Genomic DNA, 14,267 nt, shown 5'->3' with positions numbered 1-14,267 from the left:
GGAGGCAAATAGCATGTATAAAGTAATGATTGTAGACGATGAAATACCTGCACGAGAAATTCTCTTGTGCATCATAAATTGGGAATACACTGATTTTAGAATAGTATATAGCGCTTCAAATGGTAAAGACGCACTGGACAAATATACTGATATAAAACCAGATCTTATTATTACAGATATACAAATGCCTATTATAGATGGTTTAGATTTAATAGAAGAAGTACAGAAAATAAATAAATCTCAAAAATTTTTAATACTAAGCTGCTATGAGGACTTTACGTATGCGCAAAGAGCCATGAAAATGGGCGTAACAGACTACTTGATAAAAGATTTAATAACACCTAATGATCTATATGGAATATTAGCAAAAACTAAAACTGATCTTGATAATATAACTATAAAAAAGAGTGAAATAAAAAAAGAACATAAACTTTTAAACTTCCTAAAGGAAAATAAGGATATTGCACTAAGAAAGCTTATATTTAATGATATAAGTCAAGATGATTGTTATAACCTCATTGAAAACCTTAACCTTAATCTAAACGGAAAACTTTTTGTTCTTTTCCTTATCCAGATAGATAACTTTTTTAAATATATAGAAGATGAGAATTTCTATACAAAGACCCTTAACGAAATAATAAAAAATATTTCTGAAACCATCGAAGAACTCAATATTGGTGAATGCTTTTATAGTGAAAATGGAGAATTCACAGCTATTGTACGCTTGACGCCAACCATTAGTGAAGCAGATATAATAAATGAGTGTTATTATTTAGCACAGGAAATAAGAAAAAGGATTTCCCTCATGCATAATATCAGCTTAACAATAAGTGTGAGCTCAACATTTAAAAAGCCATTTAAAATAAAGAAATACTTTGATGAAGCATTTAAACTTTCTAAAATGAAGGTATTCCTAGGCAATGATACTATAATTTTAAATAATACCTTTGTAAAAAATTTAGATTTAGATACTGATACTTTAGCAAAAAGAATTAATGCCATTAATATAGCTATTGAACAAAATAATATTGAAAACTTAAAATCAGAGTTAACTCACTTATATGATAAAGATATACGAGGATTTATGCAGTTTAATTATCTAAATTATATAAACTCCTCTCTCCTAGATTTAGTAGTAAGAACCTGTAATAGATATTCTATAGCTTATGAAGATATTTTTTCAACTTCATACCTACCTATAGAAATATTATCAACAAAAGAAACCGTTGAAGAAATGAGCGGATGGTTTATTGAGATCTTTACTAAAATAATAAATATTAATTTTAATAACTCTTTTAAAAATAAATATAGTAAAAAGGTTGCTGATTCCATAGATTACATAAACAAAAATCTCTTTAATCAATCTCTTAGTCTAACAGATATAGCAGAAAACATTAATGTCCATAAAGTTTATTTATGCAGAATCTTTAAAGAAGAAACAGGTGAAAATGTTACGCAGTATATTTTAAAAGCTAGAATTGACAAATCTAAAGAAATAATTTTATCAACTAACTATAAGCTTTATGAAATATCAGACAAACTTGGATTTAATAGTCCTCAACAATTTAGTATTTTATTTAAAAAAGTTACAGGTATCACTCCGAACCAATTTAGAGACTCTTATTTTAAAAATCTATAGTTGGGTAATGGCTTATAACTACTCCAAATATACATTTTAAAAATTTTGAAAGGAATTTATATTTACATGAATAAGAAAATACTTTTAGCTGCAATAATAATTTTATCTAGTTTTGCTTTCTCTTGTGATACTACAACTTCTAAACAGAGTTCCAAAAAATCTGATTTAGTTATTGCCGTTATTTACAAAACTTTAGATGAAGCTTGGTTTCAGGAAGAAAGTGAGGCTGCTAAAAATAAGGCTTTAGCTATGGGGGCTAAAGATGTAATTACTATAGATGCTAAAATGAATCCTGATGTGTATTTATCTGCTTTGGATAATTTAATCACTCAAAAAGTAGATGGTATATTAATATGCGTTCCTGATCAAAAATTAAGTAAGATAACTATAGATAGATGTAAGAAGTCAAATATTGCTGTTATAGCCTGCGACGATCCTCTTACTGATGATGAAGGTAATTATATTGCACCATTTGTTGGAATAGATTCTAATCAAATTGGAAGGGATATGACTAGTCTCATGGTAGATTATTTAGAAAAGAATAATAAATTAAGTGATCCTAATTCTTCAGGACTTCTGCTTATGTCAATGGATTCTGTATCTAGCTGCATACCTAGAACTGAAGGACAGTTAGAAACATTTAAAGATAGACTTCCAAGCTTTCCAAGAGAAAATATTTTTCAAGCCGAATATAATGGACAATCAGAAAAAAGTTTTTATTCTGCCGCATCAACTATAACGTCTAATAAAAATATAAAGAATTGGTTTGTCATGTCTGCAAATGAAGCTGGCACCATTGGTGCAATAAAAGCACTGGATCAATCTGGTCTTGCAGAAAATGCTGTTGCTGTAGGGGTAGGTGGATATGTAGCAAAGGATGAATTTCAAAAAGAAAACTCTCCTCTTATAGCGTCTGCATACATAAGTGCTACAGAAGTTGGAGAAATTGCAGCTCAGGAACTTATGGAGAACCTTTTGCTTAATAAAAATATTCCTGATAAATATTTGGTAAAAGATAAAGTGATTACAAAGGATAATTATAAAAGTCTTGTGATCAAATAATTTAACAATAAAATAACTCCATTCACATAATAATTTCTCAACTGTTACATGAATGGAGTTCCACCAACTTAAATTTAATTATTATCTTTTTAATTTAACATTTTGATATCAAATTGTTATCAACCAAAATTTTCAAGGAAAAACTCCTAAAAAGTCCATCATCAAACTTCAATTTAATCTTATCTTTGTCATTTTCATCAAATCCTGCGATTTCTCCAATACCATAAGTTCTATGGGCTACTTTATTTCCTATCTCGTATCCATAAGTATCAACAGGCATATCATTTAATTTTCCTTCTACAACAAACCTCGAAACATCCTTAAATTGACCTTTCCTGCTCCTTGGAGAAAATAGATACAGGTTATCTATCGCCCTAGTTATTCCAACATAAAATAATCTTCGTTCTTCCTCAATATTTTCCTTTATACTTGATGCATGAGGTATAGTTTCTTCTACACAATTTATAACATAGACATTTTTGAACTCCATTCCTTTCACGCCATGTATAGTACTTAAGATAACTCCTTCTCTCTTAGTTTTTCTTTTACTTTCCTCTATACTTTGTTTTACTTCCTCTATATGTTCTAGAAATTCAAATATAGTTTTATATCCTTCTGCTGATAATTTAAATTCTTCTATTATATCTTCTAAATCCTCAAAACTTTGATTAAATTTATTAGCATATTCCTGAAGATAATCTCTATATCCTAAATCCATTACTATATATGCAATTGCTGATGATAAAGATATCTTATTTAAATAGTTTATATCTTTCCTTAACTCATCAAGCTTTTTCTTTTGAAATGGTGGTGTATCTTCTTTGCTAATAATTATAGTAAATGGACTCTCTTCTCTATCATAATTTTTTATATAAAATAAATTTCCCTTACTTATATATCTGAAAGGCCTATTTATTATTTGCAAGAAGCTATTTCTATCAAATTCATTTACACTTAATCTTAAATATGATATTAAATCCCTGCAAATAAAATGCTCAAAAAAATTATATTCTCTATCAAGCAGTGTAAATGGGATCTTTCTTTTAGTTAATACATCAATAACAGACATAGACTCTATATTGGTTCTATACAATACTGCATTATCTTCATAATTAATTCCTAAAGTTTTATTATTTATAACTATATCAGTCAAACTTTCAGCCTGCATCTTTTCATTATATGGATTAAACCACTTAACAATGCCATCACACTCTTTATTCCATTTTATTTCTTTATTATTTCGCTTTTCATTATACGCTATTACAGTTTTTGATTTATCAACTATATTCATTCTGCTTCTATAATTTATAGATAAATAATATTTTTTCCCACCCATAAATATTTTATCAAAGTTAACCATATACTCTGGCTTTGACCCTCTAAAAGAATAAATACATTGATCTTCATCTCCCACTGCAAAAAGATTATTATCTTCCCCATCATTTATTAACCTTAAAAAATCTATTTGCATTTCATCACAATCTTGAAACTCATCAACTAAAACATACTTGAATAATTTCCTATAAGACAACAACATATTCTTATCATTCTTTAGCAATTCTAATACTTCTATAGCTAGATCGTCAAAATCTCTTTTGTTGTGTTCTTTTTTATATTCTTCATATTTTTCTAATGCTTCTTCAAAAATTTCTTTTGCAATTGATGGCTTAAATTCATTTAGAGGAACTCTTGAAGTTTTATACAAAGAAATGTTATTTATTGCTTCTTTAATTTTATCTTCATTAACTTCATCAAAGTACTTACCTAAAATATTACTAACTATTTTGTGAACAACGGCCCCATCAACTATGTCGATATTTCTTCCACATCTCAAAAGTATCTTATAAAATAAGCCATGGAATGTCCCAAAAAAAGGCGAACTGTTCGTATTGAATTTAGATACATATCTATTCTTCATATTCTGCGCTGCAGCTTTTGTAAATGTAATTACTATTATATTTCCATTAGCTACTCTTTTATGCTTTACTAGATAATCAACTCTATTTATTATAACCGTAGTTTTTCCAGATCCAGGTGCTGCAACTATCAAGACATTTTTTTCTTCTGCCTTTACTGCATCCATCTGATATTTATCAAGATCGTACCCCACTGTAATGCTCCTTCTTTCATTCCTATTTACATTTCAGCATTTATGAATTTCTTTATATAAGACTTACATATTTTAAATTCTTTCCATATTTACTGTATGAATTTCATTTTCTCTCATAATACTGAATATTTTCTACTTAAATTCAAAAAATTAATATATGTCTGATTTTAAGTTATAAGCAACTATATTGTAATCAAACTCTTATAGATGTACAATAGTTTTATGCATTTTAATTTATAATGGATTAAACGATAATTATAAAATAAAATTATTTACATGTTTTTTAAAGGAGATTATTATGGATAATAAATCTAGTTTTAATGTTAAGGATGAACGAAATTTAACGATGTTAGTTGATTTTTATGAATTGACTATGGGTAATGGTTATTTCCGTAAAGGACTTAAAGACAAAATAGCATACTTTGATATGTTCTTTAGGCGAATCCCCGATGATGGCGGATACTGTATAATGGCTGGAGTTGAACAATTAATTGATTATTTAAGCACTTTAAAATTTACTGATGACGACATTACTTATCTAAGAGATAAACACGCCTTCTCCGAAGAATTTCTTGACTATCTAAGGGACTTCGATTTTAGTTGCGATGTTTGGGCTGTTCCAGAAGGGAACCCAGTATTTCCAAACGAACCTCTTGTAACTGTTCGTGGCCCTGTAATTCAGGCTCAATTCCTTGAAACAATGATTCTTTTAACAATAAATCATCAGACACTAATTGCTACAAAAGCTAATAGAATTTGTAGAGCAGCAGATGGGCGTCCTGTAATGGAATTTGGTTCAAGAAGAGCTCAAGGTTATGACGGCGCAATTTATGGTGCTAGAGCAGCTATTATAGGTGGATGTAGTTCAACAGCCTGCACTATGTCAGACAGAATGTTTAATATACCTGCTGTTGGAACTATGGCTCATAGTTGGGTTCAATTATACGATACAGAATATGATGCTTTTAAAGCCTGGGCTGAAATTTATCCAGATGATTGTGTATTACTTATTGATACCTACAATGTCATAAAGTCAGGAATTCCAAATGCAATAAAAGTATTTAATGAAGTTTTAAAACCTCTTGGCAAGAGACCTCGTGGCATAAGAATAGATTCTGGCGATATTACTTATCTAACAAGAAAATGCAGAAAGATGTTAGATGAAGCTGGATATGAAGATTGTGGAATTGTAGTTTCTAACTCTCTTGATGAGCATATTATAAAAGATGTATTAGATCAAGGTGCATGTATAAACTCTTTTGGAGTTGGTGAGCGACTTATAACTGCTAAGTCAGAACCAGTTTTTGGCGGCGTTTATAAATTAGTTGCATTGGAAGGTGATAATGACATTATCCCTAAAATTAAAATAAGCGAAAATGAAGAAAAAATAACAAATCCAGGTTTTAAGAAGATAATAAGAATATTTGATAAAAACTCTCACAAGGCCATTGCGGATTTAATTACTTTAAGAGATGAAAACATTAACGAGAATGAACCATTAATAATATTCGACCCTATTCATACATGGAAGAGAAAAAAAATCAAGAACTATTACACTAAAGAACTTCAATCACCAATATTCAAAAGTGGAAAGTGCGTGTATAAATCTCCTACAGTTTTAGAAATAAAAGATTTTTCAAAACTTGAAACTGATAAGCTGTGGCCTGAAGTACTTAGATTTGAAAATCCTCATACTTATTATGTTGATTTATCACAAAATTTATGGTCTTTAAAACATTCTCTTCTTCATAAATATACAAACTCTTATGAAGCACAAGAGTAAAACTCTACAAAACTAAGTTAATTCGCGAACTTATCTATAAATATTATAATATTTTTATAGATCAAATAAACATATACTTCTTTTATCAATAAAAATATAGATTAGAATATTTTCATATATTCTAATCTATATTTCTTTAGCATTAATAGTTAATATTTGTTCTTTTTTCGTCATCATATATAGGCAAATTTAGAAAACCGTAGTCTTCTTTCATAATTTCCTTAAAATCGATACTGCTTGACTCACTACATTCATTAAAAATGCAAAGCTTATCATCTTGCCCTTTTAATGATTCACTTTTTATAGGGCATTCACTATAACACTCCACTTTCTCTTTTGTTGTTGACCAAAATGGACACCTACTCATAAAACCCGCCATCCTTTTCTCATCCTAATAATTTATAAATCTCATAAATTTATGAATTCATTATATTACAAACGCCCTTAAAAGTAAAGATTTTACAATGGAATTCTATGTAAAATTAAGGAGCATTTTTTATAATGCTCCTTAATTTTTATAATTATATTTGACAAATATTCTTAACAACTGATATATTTATAAGTTCATTTTGGAATGCTCTAAGTAATGCCTTTTCCAAAACTTTTTCTTTATCAAAGTTCTCTATGTCTCTACATTCAGAAAAAACTTTATTTTTCTCGCCTTTAACATTTTTATAAGTTAATGTCACATATGGCTTGTCATATTCTACTTCTAATATTTTTATTCCCCAAGATATTTGTGCGAAGTCTCCATCAACAGTTAATTTTGTTAATTCCTTTAACTTCTCATTATCCTTGCTTGGATCATTTACAATTATTAATTCGTCCCCAACTTTATATTTTCCCACAAAAATACGCCTCCTCATCAATTTCTATTTATATTTTTATCATAGGCTAAATGATTTTGATTAAGTCTGTAATAAAAATTATCATTTTTTTGTAGAAATAGTAATTATAATTACTATAGTATGTTAATTAATTAACATACTCTGCTTAGTTATATTTTAACAGACTTTTCTTTAATGTACAACAAATTTTTGATATTTTCATTCAATTATCAGAAAATTAATTGAAATTGCGTGTTTATTTATAATTAAATGTTCAAATTAAGCAAACTCAATCTTTTTCTTTGCATTTTTATTAACAATATTTCTCTAAATAATAATAATTGTTTAAAAATAGTATTAATTAATTAGTTGACTCCTTCTTTATTTCTATGCTATAATCGATACATAAAACTAATAGAAGTGAGGTTTTTAAAATGGATCAAATAGCTTCAGTTTTCAAAGAAAAAAAGCTAAAATTAACTCCTCAACGACTTGCAGTATATAACTATTTAATTAATACTACTTCTCATCCTTCAGCAGACGTTATTTATTCTGATATTCATATCCAATATCCAACTATGAGTTTAGCTACTGTATATAAAGCATTAAAAACATTAGTTGATGTAGGATTAATTCAAGAAATAAATGTTGGTGAAGGAAACTTTAGATATGATGGTAATTCATTACCTCATCCTCACTTACAATGCTTAAGTTGCGGAAGAGTAGATGATTTTAAAGATCTATCTCTAGATAATCTTAATGCTTTAGCAAAAGAGCATACTGATTATCAGATTGTTTCAAATAAGGTTTATTTTTATGGTTATTGTAGCAACTGCAAATAATTGTTATTTTCTTCATCCTGATCATAACTTAGGCAAAAAATATTTTGCGTGAAGTTATGGTCTTTTTTTATTTTATCGCTTTTATATTATTAATATGCATCACTATATCAACATATAATTTATTGAGGTGATACATAATGAAAATCATAATATTAAAGAAAAGGATTTTAGTAAACTCAGCACTATATATATCAGCATTATTTTTAATTTTAGGTATGGTTTACTTTATTTCTAATAAGTTTAAATCTTTACAAACTATATCTCCAATAAACATTACCCAAAATACACAATATGACTTAACAGGTGATGGCAAAAAAGATACTTTTCAATTATTAAGCTCACAAAATAAGGTTGATTTTAATATAAATTGTTTTGATAATGATCATTATCTTTCCAATCAACTTAGTGACAAAACACTTTTCACGACTAATCTTCATTTTGAGCCTAAAGTTTATTTTCATAATCTTTCTAGAGATAATATTCCTGAAATTATACTTCTTGGCTCTAAAAATGATAAGTCTATGTCTTATGTATTTAAGTGGAATAAAAAAAACTTTAATTTGCTCTATTCAAGTAATAATAATATTTTTGGTATATTGGATTGTAAAAATTCTAAGACTCCTCAATGTTATTCAATATCATCATCAGAAGGGCTTTCTTCATTAAATAGCTTTATGCTCATTAATAATGATATTTTAGATACTAGTAAGGATAATACAAATCTTCCTTCATTGGATTCTGCAACGAGTTTTATTAATTTAGTTGAGCTTCCTTACGTAGTTGATGATCTTCCAGATATCTTCTCTTCTACAATTGACAAAGAGAATTTATCTTTACTTTGGAGTTTAGATAAAGATAATTATTCGTATACTTTTCAAAATGCCTTTTTTTATGATTATAAGTGGACTGAGTCATTAGAGCCCTCAGCTATAAGGTGGAGACTATCTTTTGAAAAAAGCAATCTTAAAGGTACAAATAATAAAAGTGAGTTGATATTATTAATAGATTTTGAAAAGCAAGGTTCTTCTTATAAAATAAATAGTATACAAAAAGCTAAATAAATATAAAAGGCCGCATTAGCGGCCTAAAGGGGGATGAGGGGTTACTTAATGAAGTAAAAAATTTATCCGATAGTTGAACTGCCATTAACACATCAAACTCTTTAAATGTTAACCAAACGGCATTAAACTTCTGGATAAGCTTAACTAGATTTTAGATGGAAATACCTCTCTAAATCAAGTCTTACTTAATAATCCATTAAGTTTGTAAGAGAATACTTTCTCTATTACATTAATATTATTGACATGATTTCTTTTTGTATACACAATTTAAAAAATAATTTTTATTTTTTATGCTTCTTTGAGTTCTCCATTCTTATAAGCTTCAATGATTCTATCAATAAACTTTATTCTATCCGGATGAGCATAACTTCTAATTGCCATTAAAAATTCTAAGTTCGCATCCTTATCCTTAATATTTCTGTTTGTTGCAACATTGTTCTTTTTAACACCTTTATCTTCATTTAGATTTTCAGAATTTTTAGGATTCGTATTGCTAGAATATTCTTTAGGATTTGAATACATATTCTTATTATTTACATTGCTTTGACTTCCACTCATATTTCCTTGAAATAAGTTATTATCTAAATTTAACCCCATCATTTGAGCTATTGAATTTAAATTTCCCAAATTAAATCCATTTGTATTCATTGAAGCTAACATATTCCCCATATTATTCATATCAAAATTTCCACCTAGTAATCCCATTAACTGCATAGGATCAATTCCGAAAGGTGCATTTCTAGCATTATCATTAATATTAGAACTAGTATCATTTGATGTTTGATCTTGTTCTCTATGTTTATGCTTAGCCATTTTAAAATCCTCTCACTTAAAATTGTCTCTTTTTAATATATGTATATCATTCTAAAAATGTTTATGTTTTTATGCATTTTTTTAGAGGGCCATTAAAGCCCTCTATCCACTATCCTAGCAGCAGCAATTACTTTCTCCTCGTCCGCCTCCTAAAAGATTAGAGAAGCATCCACCACATAATATAAATAGTAAAATAATTAAATATGATTTGTTACAGTTTAATAAACCTGATCCGCATGCTATTAATAGAAATATGATTGGTGTACAACCACTTCCTAATAAACCATCTGAAGCATTTGATCTTGGCTCATAGCAGCAACATTCATTGTGTCTTTTTTCACAGCAACATTTATTCTTCCTTTTAGACATATTTATCTCTCCTTCCTAAAAATTAAGAATCTTAACAATTAGCAGCACAACCAAAATTATTACCGAAAGGACTTACTCCTCCGCCAAATCCACAATTGTTAAATCCTCCGCCTATTCCATTGTTATTATTGCAAAGGAATAATAGTACTAATATAAACAAATATGGTGCACAACTACCTAAGAATCCACTATTAGCTCCGCCTTTGTTGCAACAGCAATCTTTCTTTTCACAGCAGCAATCGCACTTTTTCTCACAGCAGCAATCACTTCCTACATTACCTCTTCCTAAATTATTTCTTCCACAGCCACAATAGAATAATATTAATAAAATCCAAATCCAGCTGTTAAATCCGCAACCACCATTATTGAATCCTTGTCCACAGCCTCCTATACCCCCTGGGAAACCTCCGATTCCTGGTCCACCAAAGTTTGGCCCGCAACCACAATTGTTAGAACTTGAATCTGAACAATCATCATCACATGAATTTAAACCATTTAGGATATCATTCATCTCCATTTTTATTCCTCCTTGGAAATATTTTTTTCTTTTTTATACTATATATTATTCCTACCTAAAATTTTTGACACTATTTTTTATAACTTATAATTATTTAAATTTTTTATCAGCTATTTTAATAAATAATGTCATTACTTAAATAGAAATAACCTCTTACAAATATTATATCTGTAAGAGGTTATTTGTTTACTATTATATAAAAATTTATATAAATATTTTACTAATCTAAATCTGTCGCAAATTCTAAGAAAAGATTATCTATTAGTTCATCTTTCCCATCTTTATTTAATGATGAGAAAAAATATAATTTGTCATCTGAATTTAATTTGAGTGTTTCTTTTATAACTTTCTCATTTTTCTTTAATTCATTCCGTGTAAGTTTATCGCTCTTTGTAGCAACTACTATAACGTCATAACCAAAATGTTTTATCCATTCATGCATAATTATATCATCACCTGTTGGCTTATGCCTAGAATCTACAAGCAAGACAACTCTTTTTAGCTGTTCTCTACCAGTCAAATACATTTCAACAGTTTTCCCCCAGCTATCCTTCTCCGCCTTCGAAACTTTTGCATATCCATATCCAGGCAAATCAACTAAATAAAAATCATCATTTATAAGAAAAAAGTTAACTAATCTAGTTTTTCCTGGAGTCTGACTAACCTTTGCAAGTTTTTTTCTATTGGTTAATGAATTTATCAGCGAACTCTTTCCTACATTAGATCTTCCAACAAATGCAACTTCCACTCTATTATCTATGGGATATTGATTCTTCTTTACTGCTGACGTAATAAAATCTGATTTCTTAATTCTCATTAGTATCCTCTCCAATTAGTGCATTTTTCAATACCTCATTAACTTCTTTAGCAGAAATAATATTCAAGCTATTTCTAATCGAATTTGGTATCTTATCTATATCTTTCTCATTTTCTTTAGGAATTATTATAGTATCTACTCCTGCTCTAAATGCTGCTAAAGATTTTTCCTTTAGCCCACCAATCGGAAGCACTCTTCCTGTTAATGTAACTTCACCTGTCATTGCTACATTATGCTTAACCTTCTTGCCGGATAGTGCTGATACAAGTGCAGTTACCATAGTCACGCCTGCCGACGGACCATCCTTAGGCACTGCACCTTCTGGTGCATGAATGTGGATATCCTTTTCTTTATAAAAAGTTTCATTTATCCCAAACTTAATTGCATTAGCTCTAACATAACTGTAGGCTGTCCTTGCCGACTCTTGCATAACATCTCCAAGCTTACCTGTAAGTTCAAGTTTTCCTGATCCAGTCATAACCATAGCTTCTATTGGAAGCGTATCGCCTCCATATGCAGTCCATGCCATTCCTGTAACTACTCCAACCTTGTCCACCTTATCAATTTGATCAAAATCAAACGTCTTCTTACCTAATAATTTTTCAACACTTTCATTATTAATTAGGAATTCCTTTTGTTCTCTTTTTAACATTTCTGCTAATACTTTTCTTATTAAAGAACTTAATTTTCTTTCTAATCCACGAACTCCTGATTCTCTTGTATATCCCTCGATAACCATTCTAATAGAATCGTCTTCTATATCAATTTTATCTTGCGGAATATCAAGTTCTTTAAATATCTTAGGGATAAGGTGATTTTTAGCTATATTGAATTTTTCTTCATACGTATATCCCGATACTTCAATAACTTCCATTCTATCTAAAAGCGGCCTTGGTATTGTTTCTAAAGAATTTGCTGTTGCTATAAACATAACCTTAGACAAATCCATTGGTACTTCTAAATAACTATCTCTAAAATCTTTGTTTTGCTCACTATCTAATATTTCTAATAATGCATCAGATGGATCACCTTTATAGCTCGAACTAATTTTATCTATCTCATCAAAAAGCATTAATGGATTCATAGATTTTGCCTCTTTCATTGCATAGACTATTCTACCTGGAATTGCACCAACATATGTCTTTCTATGACCTCTTATTTCAGCTTCATCCTTCATTCCACCTACGGATATTCTTGTATATTTTCTATTAATGGCATTAGCTATAGATTTTGCTATAGATGTCTTTCCCACACCCGGAGGGCCAACTAAACAAAGAATAGGTCCTTTTTGGGACTTACTGAATTGTTTTACTGCTAAATACTCTATAATTCTATCTTTAACGTCTTCCAATCCATAGTGCTCATTATCTAAAACTTCTCTTGCTTTAGTAACATCAATATTTTCCTTTGTATTCTTACCCCAAGGGATATCCAATACCCAGTCTAAATATGCCTTTACAACATTGCCTTCTGATGACGTAGGACTCATACTTTTAAGTCTTGATAACTCGTAATTAACCTTTTCTTTAACTTCATTAGGAAGTTTAGCTTTCTTGATTTTTTCTTCATACTTAGCTATTTCTTTCTTGTCCTCATCATCTTCACCCAATTCTTCTTGAATTGCGCGCAATTGCTCTCTTAGATAAAATTCCTTCTGCTCTTTTGCAACTGTATTCTTTACTTTATTAGCAATCTTTTTTTGGATTTTTGCTATAGAAATCTCTATTTTAATTCTTTCTAGTACTTTCTCTACTCTCTTGGTTATATCTACTATTTCCAAAATTTCTTGTTTAAGCTTTTCATCAGTTATTGCATAAGAAGCTACCATGTCTACAAACTGACTTGGTTTTTCAAGTGAATCTATTGATTTAACTGCTTCTCCAAAATTATCTTCACTTAACTTAAGTAGTTTCATAAATTCTTTATCCAAGAATTTAATATAGGCGTCTAATTCCTCATTCTTAACCACTTTATCATCTAATTTTTTTACTGAAACTTTTATATAACTTTCTTCTTCCTCTATATATTTAACTATTTTACCTCTTTCTTGGCCTTCCACAAGAACTCTAATAGTATTATCAGACATCTTTAAGATTTGCTTTATTTTACATATGGTTCCAATCGAATATATTTCATCTTGATTAGGTTCTTCTATCATTGAATCTTTTTGCCCTACAAGAAAAACTTCTTGTTCATCTAACATAGCTTGTTCAATAGCTGCTATGGATTTTTCTCTTCCCACATCAAAATGTACAACCACACTAGGAAAAACAGTCAATCCTCTTAAAGGAATTAGCGGAATCGTATATAGCTTTTTCATAGTACTATTTCCCCCCATATCTTAATTACATTATTTATTTTGACTTATCTAGTATACACATAATAAATATTTTTTTCAATGATTCTAAAAATAAAAAACTCATTATA

At 29.0% G+C, this 14,267-nt stretch carries 13 protein-coding genes; 5 read left to right on the top strand and 8 right to left on the bottom strand.

What is annotated here, in order from left to right; translation table 11 throughout:
* The first annotated feature begins 13 nt into the window (after nucleotides 1–13).
* Both F3K33_RS07160 and F3K33_RS07155 read left to right on the top strand, forming a co-directional pair.
* Nucleotides 14–1,639, top strand: coding sequence for a response regulator transcription factor (locus tag F3K33_RS07160; RefSeq protein WP_039772099.1), 1,626 nt, complete (start codon nucleotides 14–16; stop codon nucleotides 1,637–1,639).
* A 66-nt stretch (nucleotides 1,640–1,705) separates the two neighbouring features.
* Entirely contained in the window at nucleotides 1,706–2,701 is a 996-nt protein-coding gene (locus tag F3K33_RS07155) for an arabinose ABC transporter substrate-binding protein (protein WP_039772097.1), read from the top strand.
* A 94-nt stretch (nucleotides 2,702–2,795) separates the two neighbouring features.
* On the opposite strand, the gene F3K33_RS07150 is transcribed toward F3K33_RS07155, so the two are convergent.
* Nucleotides 2,796–4,811: an ATP-dependent helicase gene (locus tag F3K33_RS07150; RefSeq protein WP_039772095.1), complete on the bottom strand. Its 2,016-nt coding sequence runs from the start codon at nucleotides 4,809–4,811 to the stop codon at nucleotides 2,796–2,798.
* A gap of 298 nt (nucleotides 4,812–5,109) precedes the next feature.
* Between F3K33_RS07150 and F3K33_RS07145 the strand changes: the two genes are divergently transcribed.
* Entirely contained in the window at nucleotides 5,110–6,594 is a 1,485-nt protein-coding gene (locus F3K33_RS07145) for a nicotinate phosphoribosyltransferase (protein ID WP_023974245.1), read from the top strand.
* Between the two features lie 142 nt (nucleotides 6,595–6,736).
* On the opposite strand, the gene F3K33_RS07140 is transcribed toward F3K33_RS07145, so the two are convergent.
* Nucleotides 6,737–6,973, bottom strand: a complete 237-nt coding sequence (locus tag F3K33_RS07140; RefSeq protein WP_236895129.1) for a hypothetical protein — start codon at nucleotides 6,971–6,973, stop codon at nucleotides 6,737–6,739.
* Between the two features lie 142 nt (nucleotides 6,974–7,115).
* Nucleotides 7,116–7,442, bottom strand: a complete 327-nt coding sequence (locus tag F3K33_RS07135; RefSeq protein ID WP_011968671.1) for a hypothetical protein — start codon at nucleotides 7,440–7,442, stop codon at nucleotides 7,116–7,118.
* 413 nt (nucleotides 7,443–7,855) lie between these two features.
* Between F3K33_RS07135 and perR the strand changes: the two genes are divergently transcribed.
* Nucleotides 7,856–8,263 carry a transcriptional regulator PerR gene (gene perR, locus F3K33_RS07130; protein WP_011968670.1) on the top strand — a complete coding sequence of 136 codons (408 nt, stop codon included), beginning with the start codon at nucleotides 7,856–7,858 and terminating at the stop codon, nucleotides 8,261–8,263.
* A 137-nt stretch (nucleotides 8,264–8,400) separates the two neighbouring features.
* On the top strand, nucleotides 8,401–9,324 hold the full coding sequence (locus F3K33_RS07125) for a hypothetical protein (RefSeq protein WP_011968669.1): 924 nt from the start codon (nucleotides 8,401–8,403) through the stop codon (nucleotides 9,322–9,324).
* 288 nt (nucleotides 9,325–9,612) lie between these two features.
* Here F3K33_RS07125 and F3K33_RS07120 read toward each other — a convergent pair whose 3' ends face one another.
* The 5 genes from F3K33_RS07120 to lon all read right to left on the bottom strand — a co-directional run bounded on the left by F3K33_RS07120 (nucleotide 9,613) and on the right by lon (nucleotide 14,160).
* Complete coding sequence (locus tag F3K33_RS07120) at nucleotides 9,613–10,137, bottom strand: hypothetical protein (protein WP_011968668.1); 525 nt, start codon at nucleotides 10,135–10,137, stop codon at nucleotides 9,613–9,615.
* Nucleotides 10,138–10,251: 114 nt separating this feature from the next.
* A complete protein-coding gene (locus F3K33_RS07115) occupies nucleotides 10,252–10,506 on the bottom strand; it encodes a hypothetical protein (RefSeq protein WP_011968667.1) in 255 nt (84 codons plus the stop codon).
* A gap of 31 nt (nucleotides 10,507–10,537) precedes the next feature.
* The gene (locus tag F3K33_RS07110; protein ID WP_011968666.1) at nucleotides 10,538–11,023 is read right to left on the bottom strand and encodes a hypothetical protein; all 486 of its coding nucleotides are present in this window, start codon (nucleotides 11,021–11,023) and stop codon (nucleotides 10,538–10,540) included.
* Between the two features lie 220 nt (nucleotides 11,024–11,243).
* A complete protein-coding gene (gene yihA / locus F3K33_RS07105; RefSeq protein WP_011968665.1) occupies nucleotides 11,244–11,840 on the bottom strand; it encodes a ribosome biogenesis GTP-binding protein YihA/YsxC in 597 nt (198 codons plus the stop codon).
* A complete protein-coding gene (gene lon / locus F3K33_RS07100) occupies nucleotides 11,830–14,160 on the bottom strand; it encodes an endopeptidase La (protein ID WP_039772091.1) in 2,331 nt (776 codons plus the stop codon). The genes yihA and lon overlap by 11 nt, the downstream gene beginning before the upstream one ends.
* Nucleotides 14,161–14,267 lie beyond the last annotated feature (107 nt).

The sequence above is a fragment of the Clostridium beijerinckii genome, assembly GCF_008705175.1.
GTDB classification, from domain to species: Bacteria; Bacillota; Clostridia; order Clostridiales; family Clostridiaceae; genus Clostridium; species Clostridium beijerinckii.
Note: the sequence above shows the minus strand (reverse complement) of the source record. Positions and strands in the feature narration are given on the sequence as shown.

Excerpts from the sequence above, each read along its gene's own strand:
- F3K33_RS07110 (WP_011968666.1), bottom strand. The coding sequence starts at position 11,023 with ATGGAGATGAATGATATCCTAAATGGTTTAAATTCATGTGATGATGAT.
- F3K33_RS07125 (WP_011968669.1), top strand. The coding sequence starts at position 8,401 with ATGAAAATCATAATATTAAAGAAAAGGATTTTAGTAAACTCAGCACTA.
- yihA (WP_011968665.1), bottom strand. The coding sequence starts at position 11,840 with ATGAGAATTAAGAAATCAGATTTTATTACGTCAGCAGTAAAGAAGAAT.
- F3K33_RS07120 (WP_011968668.1), bottom strand. The coding sequence starts at position 10,137 with ATGGCTAAGCATAAACATAGAGAACAAGATCAAACATCAAATGATACT.
- F3K33_RS07115 (WP_011968667.1), bottom strand. The coding sequence starts at position 10,506 with ATGTCTAAAAGGAAGAATAAATGTTGCTGTGAAAAAAGACACAATGAA.
- F3K33_RS07160 (WP_039772099.1), top strand. The coding sequence starts at position 14 with ATGTATAAAGTAATGATTGTAGACGATGAAATACCTGCACGAGAAATT.
- F3K33_RS07145 (WP_023974245.1), top strand. The coding sequence starts at position 5,110 with ATGGATAATAAATCTAGTTTTAATGTTAAGGATGAACGAAATTTAACG.
- lon (WP_039772091.1), bottom strand. The coding sequence starts at position 14,160 with ATGAAAAAGCTATATACGATTCCGCTAATTCCTTTAAGAGGATTGACT.
- F3K33_RS07140 (WP_236895129.1), bottom strand. The coding sequence starts at position 6,973 with ATGGCGGGTTTTATGAGTAGGTGTCCATTTTGGTCAACAACAAAAGAG.
- F3K33_RS07155 (WP_039772097.1), top strand. The coding sequence starts at position 1,706 with ATGAATAAGAAAATACTTTTAGCTGCAATAATAATTTTATCTAGTTTT.
- perR (WP_011968670.1), top strand. The coding sequence starts at position 7,856 with ATGGATCAAATAGCTTCAGTTTTCAAAGAAAAAAAGCTAAAATTAACT.